Below are 18,428 nucleotides of genomic sequence, written 5' to 3' on the forward strand. Positions count from 1 at the left end.
TTATTTGTCGAAAATATCTCAATATCCGACTCACTACGCGATAACACACGTCACCAAAACAATATTGCTATCGGTAAATATCAAGACGATGCTAACCAGCTACAATCTTTTTTTACATTTTCCGAATGCATCATTCGTCGACTATTCAACATCGCATAACTGGATATGGAGTTATTTTACTGTGGCATATACATGAATGGGAAACTCGTGACAAACTAATACCCGGTGACATCAATGTCTGTCACCATGCACTAGTAACATCACTTATTTCATGAAGAATGGAAACCACTATAATTTAAATGAATGGATCGCCCGTTGTTATAGATATATTTCTACAGGCGACGTAAATACCTCTAAACCGCAATTTTTTTATTCATTCGTTCAAGCACGTTGACGATCTTTTGTTCGAGAACAGCGGCTTGTATTGGCTTGCACACATACTCATCTACGCGATACTGTTGCGCCAATTTAATAAAACCCTGACCACTATTTGACGTCAACATTATAAAGTGTATTGAATACGAGTCTGCGCTACGCCTCGCCACTTTTAGAACGTCTATACCGCACAGCTGTGGCATATCCCAGTCGCATATTACCAAATCGATTGGCGACTGTTTTATCTTTGCCAGTGCTTCAACACCATTCTTAGCCTCTACTATCTGGGTAATCCCGATAGAATTCAGAATGGCCGTTACAATACTTCTCATGGTCTTCATATCATCAGCCACGAGTACTGTCAGATGTTCATAGCGGGACGTATTCATTGTTGTCTATCTCCTTGCATTCATTTTTCTTATCGGCCTGTGAGATACAATAAAAACTGATGTTTTCTCGAAAAGATAACCAGTACCGGGATGCGTCCTATGATTGTGAGTCGCATCACATGCGACAAGTGATGTAGGCACAAATTATTGAACATCGACTTATTTTGCAGATTACCATCTGGGATCTCACATCGTAGGGCTAAAAGAAAGTACATGGAATCTGTACGTCTATGCCATTGGAATCGAACTAAACAATCACAGGCCAACCAGGAATGGAATAGTTCCGAAATACAACTACTTTAGTATTAACCAATATCATAAATTTTTAGATTTTTCTCGACTATACGATATAGGCTGTAGAGGCCAGGCTTTTATGTCTATCAAAGTATTGAATAGAAAATTACTCATCTCCCTGATGCTGTTTGCAGCGGCAGGACCACTCTATGCGGCTGCACCTTGCAACAACTCAAACCGCAAGGTAGTTACACTGCAGGATATTTCTTTTGGCATCGCGGGTTCATTTGCGGTCGGCGGAACAGTTGATGTCTCGCCGACCGGATTTCGCGCCGCGACAGGTGATGTTGTGCTGTTAGGTGGAACGTGGAGCGCGGCAATATTTCAAATACAAGGTTGCGCCAATGATCTAGTGACGATTAGTCTGCCTGTCGCGGCTCAGGCATTACGCGCCGGGGGCGGCGGAAAAATCGATGTCATGAACTTCGTTACCCAACCTACCCATACGACCCCTTATATTCTCGATGCAACTGGCGCCATGCAGTTTAGAGCCGGCGCATCGCTTATTCTGAGGCCATTTCACCCTGCCGGTGTATATACCGGACAAGTTGCCATCGACATCTTGTACAACTAATACAACCGCTAGTAAGTTATTTGAACACAATTATCTACTTCCGGTTTTAGAATTATTCTTTCTTCCTTATTCTTTTGAACTAATTCACACATTTATTCTTTTATTTTTTTCGAACTCCATCACTGTTTCTATGTAACGCATTGTAAAAAAGGGTATCGCGGACGTTACATTGTGTACTTGTTACAGGGAAAGTGTACGACACAAATTCTTGTAATTTTTGGAAGTAAGCGAAGGGAGTTGCTGAACGTGGTCAATCCGTGACCCTGCCGAAAAAGTGTAAATGGCAGGTCCTTTTTAAGGGGTGTTTAGTTATGAAATTAGGCAAACTAGCAATTGCAGTTGGTTTAGCGGTTACCGCTACAATGTCATCTAGCGTAATGGCTGCAACAGCGACTTCAAACGCAACAGCGAATATCGTTACTCCGATCGCCATTACCAATACAGCGGCCTTGGACTTCGGTTCGTTCTCTCACGGTGGCGCTGCTGGTACAGTAGTTGTTGACACCGCTGGTGTGCGTACCTTTACAGGTGCCATCACTTTGATGGGTGTCACTTCAGCTGCTGCGGCTTTCGACGTAGCCGGTACACCAAGCTCACTGTTCTCCATTACCTTGCCTGCCAGTACCATACTGAGCAATGGTGTGGATAACATCACGATAGATACATTCTTGAGTAATCCGGCCGTTGCAGTAGGCGGTGCGCTCGACGCGACTGGTGCTGCGGTAGTTAATGTCGGTGCGACGCTGAATATCGTTGGTACAGAGTCTACTGGCGCATATACAGGTTCATTCGACGTGACTGTTGATTATCAATAAACAAAAGAATATTTCTTAACTAAAGGCGGGTATCTTTACCCGCCTTTTTCTTTACAGGATCTGCACACTTTCTACCCTAAGTGTCTTAAAGGATTAAACCTCTTCTACCGATAACACACTAGTCAGGTTTAACTCCCCGTATAGCAAGCGGAATTCTAAGTCTATTGAGGTTGATGATGTTTGCAAAAAAGCACTCCTTTAGATCGCTGTTCTACCACCAGGTATATGTACTACTTCTATTAATCACGTTTCTCGCATTGGGGAGCGGCCAGGCATTCGCCCAACTTTTGGTCGCGCCTACCCGAGTGGTTTTCGAGGGAAATGAGCGATCGGCTGCAGTCAATCTGGTGAATACCGGCAATGAAGCCGCATCTTACCGTATTCGCTTTGAGCGCAAACGTATGTTATCCGGTGGTGGTATGGAGGCAGTCGAAAAACCTGTTGACGGAGAATTGTTCTCGGACAATTTTGTCCGCTTTGCACCGCGCCAGGTTACCCTCCAACCTGGACAATCTCAGACGGTGCGACTGATGTTGCGACGCCGTCCTAATATGGAAGATGGCGAGTATCGTTCCCATTTGTTGTTTCAAACCATCCCGAACAAAGATGTATCCGGTGGAATCGAAGCCTTCAAACGCGATAGTGGCAACGAATTGAGTATTAGTCTCACTCCAGTATTTGGCGTATCGATACCAGTTATCGTAAGACAAGGCCGCACCAGCGCCGAGGTCGGTCTAACTGAACTCAAAGTGTTAACACCCGACGACAAACAACAGCCTCCAACCTTATCCATGCGTATGGAACGTAAGGGTAATGCGTCGGCATTTGGAGATATTGCCGTGTACTACCGCAAACCTGGGGCGAAAGAGAAAGACAAAGGCATCGTCGTAGGGAGAGTAAACAATGTCGCCGTCTATACTCCCAATGCCTTTCGCAGCGTTGAGTTTCCATTAAACCAGGCACCTGACGTTAAATTGAAAAAAGGTGAGTTACATGCGGTCTTCAGGGAAAAAGAGGATCAGGGTGGAAAAGTACTCGCAGAAGCCCGACTCGGCTTACCTTAAATCGGCACGACTACTCTTATTACTCCTCTGCATGCTGGCATTGAGTCCGCAGCTTTACGCTGCGGAATTAATGCCTACGAAAGCGCCTTGGATCACACCAAACGACGACGACCTGCGTCTGGTTGAAGTGCGCTTTAAACAATACATACTCGCCAAAACAATCATTATTTACGAAAGCACGGGGGGCGCGCTATTACCGATAAGAGAGATAAGCGCGATACTGGATATTGCATTAGAAGTTGATATCGTCCACGGCACCGTGCAGGGCTTTGTATTTGATGAGTCGCGCACCTTCTTTCTAGATGTCAAGAGAAGCCAGGTAACTCTCTCAGGTATAGAGCAGCCATACAACAGAAATCGTGTCGGCTACTACGAAGACGATATTTACGTTGACAGCAAACTTTTAGGACAGTGGCTCGATATCGTCTTTGACGTAGATTTCTTTGCTGGAATGCTATTTGTTCGAACCAGCCAGATTCTCCCTTTCGAAGCCAAGATGGAAAGGGAAGCGAATATAAAAAAAATGAAATCGAGATACCGGAAAAGAGAGTTCGACTACAACGTCTCCCCCCCAGTCTTTAGAGCGTTCGGAATACCCAGTATTGACCAGACGTTGAGACTGAGCCTTACACGGAATCACTCGCAAGCGTTCAACAAGCTCGCCTACTATACCGGTTACTTATCATCTGAAATTTATGGTATGCAAGGCACGGTCTATGTTGACGCCAACAACACCGAAGGTATGGGGGACATGCGCTGGCAACTGCGCCGGGTACATCCGGACAATATTTTGCTAGGCGGACTGCGTGCAAACGAGTTTCGTTACGGGATGGTGAGCACTATTAGCCTACCTATGATCATGTCGCCAGGCAATTACGCTCATGGCTTCTACGTCAGCAACTTTCCCAACGACCGACAACTGGAATTCGACAGACAGACTTTTTCCGGTGATTTGCTTCCTGGCTGGGAAGTCGAACTTTATCAGAACAATACCCTGGTCGGCTATCAGGAAGCGCGTTCTGATGGTCTTTACGAATTCAATGACATTCCACTTTTATTTGGCAACAATTTTTTCAAATTGAAATTTTACGGCCCACAGGGACAAGTTAGAGAAGAAAACAAACAATATTATCTCAGCAATTTACTCACGCGACCGGGTCAACGCTATTACCGCACCATGTATAGTTATGATTCGGCGCTAGACCTGCACCGAGTTGGCTGGAATTATGAGATAGGCATGAACAAGCAGGTATCAACTGTATTCAGGGCAGCGTATCTGCCGGTTAACGATAAAGAGTTAGGTTTCTTCTCTACCGGCGTACGCGCCTTTGCCGGACCATTCTATTTTCAGGCCGATGCAAGCATCAATTCCGAAAAAGGCATTGCGGGTGAAATGGGACTTCAAACACGCTGGCGCGACATAACTCTTAGCTATCGTCACGGTGAGTTCAAAGATTACCAAAGTGACACCAATATCATTTACGCCGATCCCATTCTACGCACTGACCAGGCTAGCCTGAGTCTTGCTATCCCGGCGACGCCATGGACGTATCGCATGCCACTCCTGTTTGAAGGTCAACTCTCTCAACATGCATCCGGGTATTATCGCTACGAACTGCGCAACAAAATCTCTTCCGTTATCGCCGGGGCCTATATTTCACATGATGCAAAACTGACTGCTACCCGTGATGGCATCAGCGAACAATCTGCCCACGTTCTGATGAGTAAACGGATTGGTATTTTCAACTTCAGGACAGAAACAAACTACGAATTGACCGACAAGATACACCCGCGTGATATCTCCGCAGGACTTGACGGCAGCATAATTGGTCGGATTCGTTACATGCTCAACGTCAAGAAAGAATCGCTTAGCGATAACTATTTGTACTCCGCCGGACTCAACGGCATTTTTCAAAAGACTTCCCTGCGACTGGACATGGGATACTCAACAAACGATACCATTAGCGTTAATTTCTCTATGGGGACGGGAGCGGCATTTGATCCACGCACTCGCGGCTGGAAACGCGATGCTTCGCCTGTTGCAGATACCGGCATGTTATCCTTGCGCGTGTTTCTGGACAAAAATAGAAACGGCACTTTTGACGAAGAAGATGATCCTATTAGTGGCGTCGGATTTCACATTAATGGGTATCCCAAATTTGAATTTACTGACGAAAATGGCATAGCCTTTCTTACGCGACTTCCGGTAAGTGAATATGTCTCGATAGGCGTACGTGAGGAGACTATCGCTGATCCACTTTGGATACCTGAGATACCGGGTATCAAAACCGTGATCAATCCTGGTCGAGTGGCAATATATGATTTTCCGGTCAAGATGACCGGAGAAATAGACGGCGTCACATTTATCAGTCGTGGCGGTGTTACTAAGGAGATCGGTGAAGTCATGCTGGAGCTGGTTGACAATACCGGCACCGTGATCCAACAAACCACTAGCGCATACGACGGATTTTATGTGTTTACACGCGTCCCCATGGGACAATACACAATACGTGTTGCTGAAGATCAAATTCAACGACTGAATTTGATTCCTGCGACTGAAGTGCCTGTCGAAATTACTACCGATGAAATATTTAAGAATGCGGTGGACTTTACCCTGAGGTTCAGAGGTTAGTTCTCCAGCCATTTTGGCATTTCAAAAAATACCGGCTGTGCGTACAGCCGGTATATTGAAAACAATAGGCATCGAAGTTTAAAACCAGGTGCGTACGCCCACGAGCATTTGCAAATCGCGACGACTGTGTCCATGTGCGACGGCATGGTCCGCGGTGCCACCAAACAGCAACGAAGCATTCACTCCGATATACGGCGCAAATTCCCGCAATAGCTCATAGCGCAGCCGCAGTCCTAGATTGGCATCTGACAAACCGCCACCGGTCTCCCCGCCTGATTTACTATAGACGTTTGCTTCCAGCTCAGGAACCAGTGCCATACGTCGAGTCAACATAATCTCATACTCGGTATCTACGCGTAGATTGACGCGTGCATCGGTATCGACGAACAAACTGATATCCGATTCAAACATCAATGGCGCAACGCCGTATAAGGATACTGCAAACCAATCCTTTGCTACAGGTTCAAAGTCTCCACGCCAGCCGATCTGGATATCCCAGAACGCTGAAATTGCGCGGCTATACAAAAATTGTATCTCAGCCTCTTCTACTGTTGACTCGGCGTATTCCAATTCACCCTTGATCCATAGCTTGTTGTAATCCTTACCCAGCCACAGATCACCGTCCATTAACAATGGAAAGCCATCGGAAGCTTTGCGCGCCTCCAGCTTGTCCAGTGTCAATTTGTACAAAAATGGATCGGCGCCACCCATACCCATGGCGGAGGAACTCACTGCGATTAACACCAATGCAAATAGTTTTTTCATGACTCGCCCCCTTAGCTCACTACCACGGTACGGAACATACCCGCCATGTGATAAATCAAATGACAGTGAAATGCCCACGCCCCTTCTGCGTCTGCAGTTACGCGATAGCTAATCCGTGATCCCGGCTGAACGATGATAGTGTGCTTGCGCGGCAGGTAATTATTGTCGCCGGTTTCGAGATCACTCCACATACCGTGCAAGTGCATGGGATGGTTCATCATGGTGTCATTGACATAGGTAAAACGGACTCGTTCACCAAGGCGCAGGCGAATTGGTTCTGCGTCTGCACTATCGACCCCGTTAATTGACCACATATAGCGACCCATATTCCCGGTGAGATGCAACTCGATCTCTCTCTCTGGCTCTGCGTCCCTGTGTGTCGGGTTGATATTACGTAGATCTGCGTAGGTTAAAACACGACGACCATTATTGCGCAAACCGATGCCTGGATCATCGAGACGATATTGTGGATTATCTGCACGCATGTCCACGTGTGGACCATACTCGGTCTTGGCGTGTTTGACAGGCTTATTGCTAAAGTCAGACGGCGATGAGCCGATATCGCCCGGCATTTTATCGTGACTACTGTGATCCATGCCGTGCTTGGCATGGGTGACGTTCTGCACGAACTTTTCTATTTTGTTCATGCCATGTTCCGAACGACCCAAGCCATGTGCCATAGCATCACCCATATCGTGTCCCGCATGTTCATCGTGTGATGAGGAATGGGAGTCATGGTTCATGTTATTTCCCATATCACTCATATTGTGCTGAGAGTGATCCATTTCGGCGGGAGCGTCGTGCTGCATAGTGTGACCACTGTGATCCATATTATGGCTACTATGGTCCATTTGTTGTTCACCGTGATTCATATTGTGATCACCGTGCGACATACCACTATGCCCACCGTGGCTCATGCCCATATCGGCGTGAGTCAGATCAGCGATCTTATCCATCGCCGGCACTTCTGCGCGCATATTCATGTCAGGCGTCAGCGTTCCACGCGCATAACCTGAGCGATCGATAGACTGTGCGAAAATGGTATAGGCCTTATTGTCTTGCGGCTCTACGATAACGTCATACGTCTCCGCTACACCGATGCGAAATTCATCGACAGGCACAGGCTGCACGTTTTGTCCATCGGCGGCAACCACTGTCATTTTCATGCCAGGGATACGCACATCGAAAAACGTCATCGCCGATCCATTAATAAAACGCAGGCGTATCTTCTCACCTTTGTTAAACATGCCCACCCAACCATCTGCTGGCGTTACACCGTTCATCAGATACGTATAGGTATATCCAGTTACGTCGGCCAGGTCGCGCTGACTCATACGCATATTGCCCCACATCAGACTATTGCTGATGGCGCTGCCCAAACCTTGCTTACTGACATCGCGAAAGAAATCACCGACAGTGCGTTCCTGAAAATTATAGTAGTGGCTCATTTTTTTGAGCTTGGCATAGACTGCGGTGGGATCTTCATCGGTCCAGTCCGACAGCATCACGACATATTCTCTATCGTATTTAAATGGCTCAGGCTCACGCGGATCAATAATAATCGGCCCGTATAAACCGGTCTGTTCCTGGAAACCCGAGTGGCTGTGATACCAATAGGTGCCAGACTGTTTTACTGGAAACTGATAGGTAAAGGTTTCGCCCGGTGCAATACCATTGAAGTTTGTTGATATTCTGGGCACACCATCCATAGAGGCCGGTAGTATCAAACCATGCCAATGAATCGAAGTCGTTTCACGCAAGGTATTGGTCACCTTGAGCGTTACAGTCTCCCCTTCCTTCCAACGCAACAAGGGCGCTGGTAGTGAACCGTTTACCGTCGTCGCAACACCAGGAGAGCCAGTGAAATTAACCGCCTGTTCACCAATCGTGAGATCAAACGTCGTCCCTTTGAGGACAGGCATCATATGGTGTTGATGACGCATTTCCGCCAACAGGCGATAAGGCGTCATCCCCAGCGCCAGACCCGCGCCACCCAAAGCGAGACCCTGCACAAAACGTCGGCGTGATGAATCAATCGAGAAATTATTCTTCATAAGTCGTTCGTCCAAAATAATTGATAGAACACCCGTCATAGAACGGTTCTTTGACAGATGATAAGGCTAACTACAGATCTGGACTAAACGCGAGGCGGTCGGAAGTGCTCGAAGACAGATAGATAGATAAATTGGTGATGTTCGGGTTGGAAGGCAATCTCAGCGAAATGAGCGTCTGTCTGAGGCAGCAGAAGCAGACCGATAAACGTACAGTCGTCACATGGATTAACAAAGCAGTTCTCGTCCACATGTGAGCTATGATCGCCTGTCATCGCGTGTTCACCATGTCCAGCGGTCTGGTGCATCATGTGGCTTTGTTCCGACTCTGCCGGCATGGTATGCACGGCGCTCGCCACAACCGACTGTAACGGGGCGAAAGCGACGATCAATACCAGCAGATAGGCTAACAAGCTGTTTTTCATATAAAACTGCGATAAAAACCCTGGACAGAAAGATACTACCAGAGACTTGGAACAAAATTAAGCTGAAAAGTTACAAAAAGCTTCGCACTTTTTATGTGTTGATAAAAAACCGGGTCGGCAGTAGTAATTCCCTGCATCGACCCGGTTTATTCATCAGCTTAGTTCGCTGCCCAGGCTGGAAGGTCTCCGAGCTGAACCCAGATGATTTGCAGATTGTTTTTACCAACGTCAAGGCGATGTTGAAGCACGACAGGTCGATTATTCATGTAAGCAGAGCGTAGAGTTTCGACTATTTGTGCATTGGCTTCACTTTCACCATGTAGGCGCACGCCAAAGACTTTACCGGGTTGACTATCCAGAGTTACCAAGACTTCTGCATCCAGAAAATCACCATTTTTCCCGATTTCCAGGTTTTGTTGTTGCGATCGAAACATCGTGATCTTTCCCTTTACTTCCTGCCCATGGCCATGCGGTCCGGCCAAAGTTGGAGGCGTATCAGCAAACGACGCGCCTGATAAAAGTAAAAGAAAAGTAAAAGGGAGTAAAAGCGTAACATATTTCAACATGATCATTTCTCCTTGTCTCGAATGACAAATGTCTAGCGATAGAAATAATTACAAAACTTTTCATGGCCGACACAGTAAGAGTTTCCGATTTGTGAAAAAAAAAACGCCGAAAAATATTCTCACTGTAGTTGTTCTACGATCTCACTTACTCCATGAGAAGCCTGTCCTTACTAAGTTAATGCCCCACATAAATTCTTATTTTCATGGTGCCAGTATCGCGACAAAACATTAACAATCGTTGTCCAGGAGATTACTTTTTATTAACAAATCTTTTTACCGTATAAATTTCTTCTTTAGACTTGTGAGTTATTGCTTACTATTTTCGTAATGCTACATTTCATAATCCACCTCCCGCCTTTCACTTCGGCATTCAAAAACAAAAGGCTTTATTGCCTGATGATCGGCATGATTCTGATAGTCGTCCAGGGCTGGTTGGGATTCAAACTCGGAATACAAAACAACATCACTGGCGGCATCTGACTCGGTGATGTTGATACCTAACTCCATCGTGATCATGCCCGGGATTTTGCCATTGAGAGATTCCAGCTTTTCCTTGATTAATTTCGCATTAGTAGCTTTGTCATTTCCGAAAGCGCTTTCTTTTAGCTTCCACATCACAATGTGCTTAATCATCTCTATTCCTCTACGTTTTTGGTGCACCAAACCAGGCCGACAAAGCATCGGATAAACCCTGTTCGCTCAACATACCGTTAATTTCGCGCCGTGGCTCATCCATGTTCAACAACCGCGTTGTGACATCACAGAGAGTCGCATGACGCGTAGCAACCGGGTGGCGCTCTACATGGTAGGTGTCGAGTCGGTACCATAGACCGAAATCAAAACCTCACGCAACTCCTCCAAATCTGGCTCGCCATAGTGTTCGACGTCCTTTTTCAGTGAGCGCTGTGTTAACGAGTTCACAGGAAAAATGTCGATTAATTGCGTGTGTACCCACGCTGTCCTGCTTTAAACTGAATACGGGCACAGCAGCCAGCATCAAGCCGGTGGGACCGGCACCTGCAATAATGACGTCGGCATCATACATAACGAAGATCTGCTGCAATAGTCGGTGTCAAATTCCACTTGCTTCATACATAAAGAAACATACACATGAGATGCAGCCCTGTTATAAACTCCGAGCATAACAAAGGAAAGAGGGCTTCGCCTGCCACTTAGTTGCACAAAGTCAAATGTTTATTTGACAAAAATAGGCGCAACTTCCTGGCATCGTCAGTCTGGCATCGAACACGAGTTTCGCTCCTAATCCGCCAGAAACTTAGTACGTCACTCAGTTTTATCCTTCTCCTAATATTACGTTCACCCGGCTTTTTCACAATCTCAAATTGGAAAGAATCCGTGGAATTTAAGACAACTCATTTATTAAACACATGATTTGCGAAAAAATCGACAATCTTCGACCTATGAAACATGATACACTGGCGTTGATTCGAATGAGTTTGCAACGGTGATACGAGTTCCTGACCAGCCTTTAAGGAATCTTTTCTAAAAGCTAACGGTGACAACGCGTTCGAAGTTCTAATCCGTTCAAGTGCAGATGCTGCCCGTCTAATTCAGGCGCAGCAACGACAGGAATATCCATGAAACAGACTTCCGGTACTCAATTTTTTCTTTCCAAGTTGCTTATTATGTTGATATTGGCGGTTTATGGGTGTGGCGGCGGCTCACCGAATAGTCAATTTCATATCGGCACGGAAGACTTCAAAGTCGAATTTCCATCCGCGCTCGATGGATATCTGACGGAAGATATGCAATTGATAGCGAGGGTAAAAGTTGACGAAACTTCAACCTTTTCGTTGAGTGTGGATCCAAAAAACAAATTGGTATTTGGCTCTATCCCCGGACTCTCCAACGGTGAACATACGCTAGTAATTGAATATGCGATAAAGATCGATAACGACGAAGTTATTATTGCCCGAAACACGATACGCATTAATATCGGGGATTTCGAAATACTGGTGTTGGATAATCAGGTTTTAGTTTACATTGATAGCGATTCGGACGGAGTAACAAATATTGATGAATTAAAATCTGGAACCTATTTTACTGATGGAAACAAGTATTCGGTTGGCGGAACAGTAATCGGTCTTTCGGGTAGCGGACTGGTTTTACGAAATAATAATCAAGAAAATCTCACTATCGGCGCTAATGGAGATTTTGCATTCCCAACACAATTGGCAAGTGATAGCACATACGCGATAACAGTTCTTTCGCAACCAGGATCGCCTAGTCAGATTTGCAAAGTCGACAATGGCAGCGGCACAGTCAGCAATGCTGACATAAACAACATCGTCGTTTCATGTGTCAGGTCTTACACTGTTGAAGTCGCCGTTAACGGGCTCAGCGGAACTGGACTTGTATTGCAAAATAGCGGGGGAGATAATCTATCGGTGGTCAGTAACGGTACATTTAGCTTTGCGACGAAACTCATTGCGGGCAATACCTATGAGGTTACCATTTTTGCGCAACCTCTTTCACCTAAACAAATCTGCGAAGTTATAAATGGCAGCGGTACTATAAGTCAAACAGACATAACCAATATCAGTATTAATTGCGTTACAGATATTGATCATTCAATTGCTATTAATGTCAAAGGCCTGCATGGTAGCGGATTGGTGTTGCAGAACAACAACACCGATGATTTATCGGTTAACAGTGATGGTCCAGCGATTTTCACTACCCCTGTACGAGATGGCGACACATATCATGTCAGTATACTCACCCAACCAAATACGCCAGACCAGACATGCATGGTGAATAACGCCACTGGCACGGTGAATGGTAATGATGTCAACCTCGACGTATATTGTCATGCATTCAGTGCGACCACATGCGATGGGCCTGTTATCGATGGTGCATGTGCCTTATCGATGGTGAAGGTAGCGGATTTCAGTTCGGTACTCTGCGTAGATAATTTAGCCACCAACAATTGTCCATCAGCATCGGAACTCTATTATGGCCAGGATGGTAATAGTACGATTAATCCTGAGTCGTTCACAAATAACGGCACTGTGATTTCTGAAGCCGTAACTGGCCTCGTCTGGACGCCTACAGCATATGCAGCGGACACTTTAACTCTAGCAATCGATCAATGTAACAGCTTAGCATCATCTAACTTTGGCGACCGGAACGATTGGCGTGTACCAAGTATCCGTGAACTTTCCCGTATCGCGTCAAAAAATGCAAATACTGGTTCCTGGCCCACAGAATTCAATACGCCACAAAATTCTTACTGGTGGAGCACAACCGAAGCAAAAAACCTAGCTGGCTGGCAAATAGGCATGTCGGGAAACTGGCCGTGGACTGTTCTTGAGCAATCAGATGGCACAGGCGGTTTTGCCGGAGCACGGTACGTTTACTGTGTTGGTGGCTCACAAATGGCCGGTACCTGGGGAGTACATCCCGATAGTGTCACGGTTACTCATACGGTTACAAACCTGATGTGGCATCGCGCGTCCAGCTCCAATCTAACTGACTGGGATAACGGACTGCAGTATTGCCAAAATTCCAATGTTGGCGGCTATACGGATTGGCGTGTACCAACCTTACGTGAATACATGTCGGTACTGGATTATGTCAACAATACGGCAATATATATGGCGGATGTATTTACGGATGTGAAGGACGTACCAATGTTAACTTCCACACCGAATCGCATTGGCGTCGGATACATCGAAATTGCCGCCGTAAATGAGCACACTGGCGTGGTATCGCAGTACAATGTTAATTCGCTAAACGGCGGAGTACGATGCGTTCGCGGCCCCATTTTTGAAACGCCTAAATGTGAGCTCAACCCACCGCCCTCTGTTGTTACAGATTTCATAGTTTCCGCAACTCAAGGCGACGATTCATTACCAGATCCGGCATGTCCTGTTTATAAGACCTTAACTGCCGCAGTTTCTAATGCATTACCGAATTCAACGATTTGGGTAGCGCCAGGTGTGTACGATAGCGCAAATGGCGAGGTATTCCCGATTACGCCAACGAACAATATCGTAATTATCGGAGATGCTGCCACTCGCGGCCTAAGCAGCACGCCGACCCTCATTAGTGGAAGCGCACAAGTCGGTACAACTGGTTATTCGGCAGCTTTTTATGACAATATAGGCATTACAATTAAAGGGCTAAATATTGTTGGCGGCTCCGCTATACGCAATTTCGGCATCTTCAGTGAAGACGCAAATAGTATTATCCAACAAAACACTTTTGATGGTTCCTATGGCGGCGTACGACTGTATGGAACAGGAGCTCCCGATGTTTCGGCAAACGACTTCAATACCAGTTCATATGGTACTTACATTACTAAGACAGCCGATGTAGCAATCATCAATAACAATCTTTTTTCCTCCCCAGCACTACCGATAGACAATGTCAGCGGTAACGCAATGATACAAAACAACGAAATTATTGGTAGTGGCCAGGTTGGTATACAGGTTCAAAATGGATCACCTTTTATTGAATGGAATACCTTTACCAATGAGAGCTATACCTATGGCGCGATTACGCCTTCGTCCGACTCAACACCGCAAATTTACCGTAATACATTTAATGTAAATAGTGGTCACGTTATCTTCATAAGGGGCAATGCAGCACCCGAGTTAGGAACTACGCAAGTTGATGGCGGCAATACTTTCCTCGGAACCAGTGGTTTTGCGATTGAGTCTGAATCACCTGCAACAGTTAGTGCGATTGGAAATACCTGGTATTCAAATCCACCCAATTGCGTTTCTGAAATTGTAGTCACAGGCGGTGGCACAGTAATATGGGGTGCAGTCTCAGGGGAATCGTGTCCTTAAAATGGATTCTATATGGTGGTGATGCTGATCTCAGAAATAGAGAAAGCGTCACCACCATGCCATAGGAGACTTTTTCAATCTGCCCTATATCACGCCATGTATTCCGTTGGCTTCTTAGCTAACACTTTTGTCCGACTAACTCAAAATTAGCCACCTGGAAGTCAAGCTAAAGCCAGATAAATATCGGTAACCGCTTCATTCTCTGCCACATCCGGATAAAACTTTACTCGTTGCACAAACAACGGAAAATCTCTCGGCTCCTCGCCACTCTGTGGTAACCACTCCGCGTAGAGAAAGTGTATTGCCTCCCCAAGAGCATCATCTGAACCCACAAATCGTGATCGCGCACAACGCCCTGCAGGTATAATCTTTTCAACCAAGCCTGCGTCATTGCCTGTCAAATCCATATCTGTCTCCACCCCGATATCCAAGCTATAGTCACCAGGTGCGACTTCACAGGGATTGTTGTGGAGGATGTTGAATGTCGCGTTCTTTGACGGAGCCAGATCATTCTGCTTACGCCATTGAATAAACTTTCGAATACTGTCACCAATAGTTTGCGGATCACCGTGGTGTTCCAGTACCGCAAGGCGGGTTCTATTAAAATTGACTATTTCTATACTTTGGCTCATGTCTACCGCTGCCATGTTCTGTCTCCTAATTTCCGCCAGTTGTTGACGTGTGTCATTCCAGGGAGACCACTGCGGATTCTTGCGAAACTGACGGGGAGATTGCCCCGTCCCCTTGCGAAAGGCACGCGAAAAAGATTCCGCGGCCTCAAACCCACTCGCCAGCGCTACCTCAATTATCTGAGTGTCCTCGCGAAAGGCTAGTAGATAACTGGCTTTCTTTAAACGACACAACTGAATATAACGGTAGACTCCGATGCCATACATCTCCGAAAACAGACGATGGAAATGATATTTCGAAATTGCCGCAATTCGACTCATGTCCTCAACGTTTAAGGTTTCGTCCAGATGGCGATCTATATGCTCGAAAACTTTGAGGAAACGAGTATGAAACTTGCTCAGTCTATGGGTCATTTGCGTTCTCTCTGGTACCGGAAAGCATACTGCAGGCAGTTGCCCGTATCCTGACGTATCTTGCTAAATTTGACCATGCTAATCGGATCACTATTCGGTCTGTAGTGCAGGACATCGCCCCCTTGCCCGCTGCCGATCTCTTAGAAAAAGCGCACTTTGGCGCACCAAGAATTGCCGTCATAATTATCCGGGAGCCCTGTTTCCAGCATATCCATATCTTTGGCGCGATAATTGTATTGAGAATTCGATGTCGGAAAATACTGTCAAATCCCAATCAACGCATTGAATAACTCTATGACGCGTGACGCCAATACCGCGCTACAGTCACCCGAGCTAAAATCTTGACTACGTTCTATATCGGCGGGAGAAGGCCCAAATGAGTCGAAACCTGGATCAAAAAACGGTTGCTGGATTCGGAGATGAATGGTCTCACTTCAAGCAAGATGAACTGAGTCAGTCCGAGCATGAGCGGCTCTTCCAAAGATACTTTAGCAACTTTCCCTGGCATCTCATTGATGCACATACAACGGGGTTCGATCTTGGTTGCGGTAGTGGGCGCTGGGCAAAACTCGTCGCGCAGCGTGTCGGTAAACTGCACTGCATCGACGCTAGTGAAAAAGCCCTGGCTGTGGCCAAGAACAATTTGTCTCAGCTATCAAATTGCGAATTTCATCATTCCAGTGTAGACGCTATACCTCTCACAAATAACTCTATGGACTTTGGTTATTCGCTCGGTGTACTTCACCACGTACCTGATACTCAAGCCGGCATCCAAGCCTGCGTGGATAAACTCAAGCCTGGCGCGCCGTTCTTACTTTATCTCTATTATGCATTAGACAACAAACCCCTTTGGTTCAGATGGCTGTGGCGGGCAAGCAATCTCGCGAGAATACTCATTTCACGTTTTCCACACGGATTAAAGACGGCAACATGCAACCTGATAGCCCTCACAGTTTATTTACCGCTGGCCATTGTGGCACGCGTATTACAGACTATGAAAATACCGACCAGGCTCATCCCTCTCGCGTCTTATTCCGATACAAGTTTTTATACGATGAAAACCGACGCCTATGATAGATTCGGGACACGACTAGAACAGCGCTTCACGCAAGACGAAATGCGTAAAATGATGAAAAATTCCGGGTTGGAAAGAATACAATTCAACGAAAACATTCCTTATTGGTGTGCTGTTGGATACAAAAAATCATAAACCTCGCCTCCTGTTACTACCCAAATATGGAGAGGAAGCCGCCAGTGGTCGTCTACGATGTTACCAATATGTCCCTTATCTTAAGCAAGCAGGATTCGAGATAAAAATTCAGCCGTTGTTTGATCATACCTATTTGTCGCGTCTGTTTAGCGGCCAGCGGGTTGGATTTTTTTTGACGTTATCGCTGTATTTGAAACGAACTATTACGCTGCTAACGGTTAGTCGAAACACACGTGTCGTACTTCATTGTGATGACCTGCCGTTTATACCAGGCGTACTCATGCGCTACCTCAAAATGCGCGGCGTGGGTTACATTTACGATTACGACGATGCCATTTTTCACGGCTATGATATGCACCGTTTTTCGATCGTACGGCATTTTTACAAAAATAAAATTGCTAACATCATCAAAAACGCTGCCCATGTTTTTGCGGGAAGTCACTACTTGGCCGACTACGCTCAACGCTATAATCGCAGCGTCAGCATACTCCCAACCGTCATTGACATCGACCGATACCCTTGTAAAGAACATACCGAAAAACAAGAATTGGCGATTGCCTGGATTGGATCTCCAAGCACGAGCGTCTATCTCAAAGCGCTTATCCCTGTTTTTAAAACGCTAGCAGTGGATATTGCTATCAGAGTCATAGTAATCGGTGGAAGCATAGACGACATAAATGGCGTTGTGATAGAAAAACGCCCCTGGTCAGAAGAGACGGAAGTATCCGATCTCCTGGACTGCGATATAGGCATCATGCCGCTAATTGACGATCCCTGGTCGCGGGGAAAGTGCGCTTATAAACTTATCCAATACATGGCCTGTGCCTTGCCGGTTATTGCAAGCCCCGTCGGTGAAAACAAAGTCGTTGTTGAAGATGGCGTGAATGGGTATTTGGCACAGAACGACAATGCGTGGCGAGAAGCGATTTTAAAACTTGCCTCAAACGCAAACTTGCGCCGTGATATGGGAAAAAAAGGTCGCGAGTTGATAATTTCCCGCTACACAGTTCAGTCACGCTATCAGGATTTTGTCAGTTCGATTTCTACTGTTCCCGATAACTAGTTTTAAAACACCGATTGTCAAACGTTTACCTATATACTTATGACTAATATAAAGAACGATTCGAATACTTGAACTCACAATTTCTGGCACCATTGGCTTTAGTCCCTAGGTGTTCACATCTGATGCGTTTACTACATTTCAATACATCCAGCCACTATCTCTTCCACAGATCAATATAGTCATATCAGGCCTGATATTACTGACTAAGCGTTCATAAAAACTAGAAACATAAACGTGTAGTCTACCGTTGGACCATGATGTCTTTTTGCCCTATACAACTACACACTAGTCTTGCGGTTATCATATCTACTGATGTTTCCATCTGCGCCATAATCCTTATGACTAGAA

General features: G+C 46.0%; 15 protein-coding genes. 7 read left to right on the forward strand and 8 right to left on the reverse strand.

Annotation, left to right across the window (positions count from 1 at the left end; translation table 11 throughout):
- Nucleotides 1-353: 353 nt before the first annotated feature.
- Complete coding sequence (locus OEZ43_06840) at nt 354-764, reverse strand: response regulator (GenBank protein ID MDH5545291.1); 411 nt, start codon at nt 762-764, stop codon at nt 354-356.
- 373 nt (nt 765-1,137) lie between these two features.
- On the opposite strand from OEZ43_06840, the gene OEZ43_06845 reads away from it, so the two are divergent.
- The 4 genes from OEZ43_06845 (at nt 1,138) to OEZ43_06860 (ending at nt 6,143) form a co-directional block, all read left to right on the forward strand.
- Complete coding sequence (locus OEZ43_06845; protein ID MDH5545292.1) at nt 1,138-1,632, forward strand: DUF4402 domain-containing protein; 495 nt, start codon at nt 1,138-1,140, stop codon at nt 1,630-1,632.
- 311 nt (nt 1,633-1,943) lie between these two features.
- Nucleotides 1,944-2,447 carry a DUF4402 domain-containing protein gene (locus tag OEZ43_06850; GenBank protein ID MDH5545293.1) on the forward strand — a complete coding sequence of 168 codons (504 nt, stop codon included), beginning with the start codon at nt 1,944-1,946 and terminating at the stop codon, nt 2,445-2,447.
- Between the two features lie 173 nt (nt 2,448-2,620).
- Nucleotides 2,621-3,511, forward strand: coding sequence for a fimbria/pilus periplasmic chaperone (locus OEZ43_06855; protein MDH5545294.1), 891 nt, complete (start codon nt 2,621-2,623; stop codon nt 3,509-3,511).
- Entirely contained in the window at nt 3,471-6,143 is a 2,673-nt protein-coding gene (locus OEZ43_06860) for a hypothetical protein (protein MDH5545295.1), read from the forward strand. The genes OEZ43_06855 and OEZ43_06860 overlap by 41 nt, the downstream gene beginning before the upstream one ends.
- Nucleotides 6,144-6,221: 78 nt before the next feature.
- Here OEZ43_06860 and OEZ43_06865 read toward each other — a convergent pair whose 3' ends face one another.
- The 6 genes from OEZ43_06865 to OEZ43_06890 all read right to left on the reverse strand — a co-directional run bounded on the left by OEZ43_06865 (nt 6,222) and on the right by OEZ43_06890 (nt 10,995).
- On the reverse strand, nt 6,222-6,908 hold the full coding sequence (locus tag OEZ43_06865) for a copper resistance protein B (protein MDH5545296.1): 687 nt from the start codon (nt 6,906-6,908) through the stop codon (nt 6,222-6,224).
- An 11-nt stretch (nt 6,909-6,919) separates the two neighbouring features.
- On the reverse strand, nt 6,920-8,962 hold the full coding sequence (locus OEZ43_06870; protein MDH5545297.1) for a copper resistance system multicopper oxidase: 2,043 nt from the start codon (nt 8,960-8,962) through the stop codon (nt 6,920-6,922).
- A gap of 83 nt (nt 8,963-9,045) precedes the next feature.
- Nucleotides 9,046-9,384 carry a hypothetical protein gene (locus tag OEZ43_06875; protein MDH5545298.1) on the reverse strand — a complete coding sequence of 113 codons (339 nt, stop codon included), beginning with the start codon at nt 9,382-9,384 and terminating at the stop codon, nt 9,046-9,048.
- A 158-nt stretch (nt 9,385-9,542) separates the two neighbouring features.
- Nucleotides 9,543-9,950, reverse strand: a complete 408-nt coding sequence (locus tag OEZ43_06880; GenBank protein MDH5545299.1) for a hypothetical protein — start codon at nt 9,948-9,950, stop codon at nt 9,543-9,545.
- 330 nt (nt 9,951-10,280) lie between these two features.
- Entirely contained in the window at nt 10,281-10,583 is a 303-nt protein-coding gene (locus OEZ43_06885; protein MDH5545300.1) for a Dabb family protein, read from the reverse strand.
- A gap of 211 nt (nt 10,584-10,794) precedes the next feature.
- On the reverse strand, nt 10,795-10,995 hold the full coding sequence (locus tag OEZ43_06890; protein MDH5545301.1) for a hypothetical protein: 201 nt from the start codon (nt 10,993-10,995) through the stop codon (nt 10,795-10,797).
- Nucleotides 10,996-11,548: 553 nt separating this feature from the next.
- Here OEZ43_06890 and OEZ43_06895 point away from each other — a divergent pair.
- The gene (locus OEZ43_06895; protein ID MDH5545302.1) at nt 11,549-14,764 is read left to right on the forward strand and encodes a DUF1566 domain-containing protein; all 3,216 of its coding nucleotides are present in this window, start codon (nt 11,549-11,551) and stop codon (nt 14,762-14,764) included.
- A gap of 161 nt (nt 14,765-14,925) precedes the next feature.
- On the opposite strand, the gene OEZ43_06900 is transcribed toward OEZ43_06895, so the two are convergent.
- On the reverse strand, nt 14,926-15,807 hold the full coding sequence (locus OEZ43_06900) for an AraC family transcriptional regulator (protein ID MDH5545303.1): 882 nt from the start codon (nt 15,805-15,807) through the stop codon (nt 14,926-14,928).
- Nucleotides 15,808-16,183: 376 nt separating this feature from the next.
- Between OEZ43_06900 and OEZ43_06905 the strand changes: the two genes are divergently transcribed.
- Both OEZ43_06905 and OEZ43_06910 read left to right on the forward strand, forming a co-directional pair.
- A complete protein-coding gene (locus OEZ43_06905) occupies nt 16,184-17,017 on the forward strand; it encodes a class I SAM-dependent methyltransferase (protein ID MDH5545304.1) in 834 nt (277 codons plus the stop codon).
- Nucleotides 16,998-18,080, forward strand: a complete 1,083-nt coding sequence (locus OEZ43_06910) for a glycosyltransferase family 4 protein (GenBank protein MDH5545305.1) — start codon at nt 16,998-17,000, stop codon at nt 18,078-18,080. Before OEZ43_06905 ends, OEZ43_06910 begins: the two co-directional genes overlap by 20 nt.
- The last annotated feature ends 348 nt before the right edge of the window (nt 18,081-18,428 follow it).

Source organism: Gammaproteobacteria bacterium (assembly GCA_029881255.1).
Lineage (GTDB): Bacteria > Pseudomonadota > Gammaproteobacteria > S012-40 > S012-40 > JAOUMY01.

Bases quoted from the DNA above. Each gene is read 5' to 3' on its own strand.
- OEZ43_06840 (MDH5545291.1), bottom strand. From the start codon at position 764: ATGAATACGTCCCGCTATGAACATCTGACAGTACTCGTGGCTGATGAT.
- OEZ43_06845 (MDH5545292.1), top strand. From the start codon at position 1,138: ATGTCTATCAAAGTATTGAATAGAAAATTACTCATCTCCCTGATGCTG.
- OEZ43_06850 (MDH5545293.1), top strand. From the start codon at position 1,944: ATGAAATTAGGCAAACTAGCAATTGCAGTTGGTTTAGCGGTTACCGCT.
- OEZ43_06855 (MDH5545294.1), top strand. From the start codon at position 2,621: ATGATGTTTGCAAAAAAGCACTCCTTTAGATCGCTGTTCTACCACCAG.
- OEZ43_06865 (MDH5545296.1), bottom strand. From the start codon at position 6,908: ATGAAAAAACTATTTGCATTGGTGTTAATCGCAGTGAGTTCCTCCGCC.
- OEZ43_06870 (MDH5545297.1), bottom strand. From the start codon at position 8,962: ATGAAGAATAATTTCTCGATTGATTCATCACGCCGACGTTTTGTGCAG.
- OEZ43_06875 (MDH5545298.1), bottom strand. From the start codon at position 9,384: ATGAAAAACAGCTTGTTAGCCTATCTGCTGGTATTGATCGTCGCTTTC.
- OEZ43_06880 (MDH5545299.1), bottom strand. From the start codon at position 9,950: ATGTTGAAATATGTTACGCTTTTACTCCCTTTTACTTTTCTTTTACTT.
- OEZ43_06885 (MDH5545300.1), bottom strand. From the start codon at position 10,583: ATGATTAAGCACATTGTGATGTGGAAGCTAAAAGAAAGCGCTTTCGGA.
- OEZ43_06890 (MDH5545301.1), bottom strand. From the start codon at position 10,995: ATGTATGATGCCGACGTCATTATTGCAGGTGCCGGTCCCACCGGCTTG.
- OEZ43_06895 (MDH5545302.1), top strand. From the start codon at position 11,549: ATGAAACAGACTTCCGGTACTCAATTTTTTCTTTCCAAGTTGCTTATT.
- OEZ43_06900 (MDH5545303.1), bottom strand. From the start codon at position 15,807: ATGACCCATAGACTGAGCAAGTTTCATACTCGTTTCCTCAAAGTTTTC.
- OEZ43_06905 (MDH5545304.1), top strand. From the start codon at position 16,184: ATGAGTCGAAACCTGGATCAAAAAACGGTTGCTGGATTCGGAGATGAA.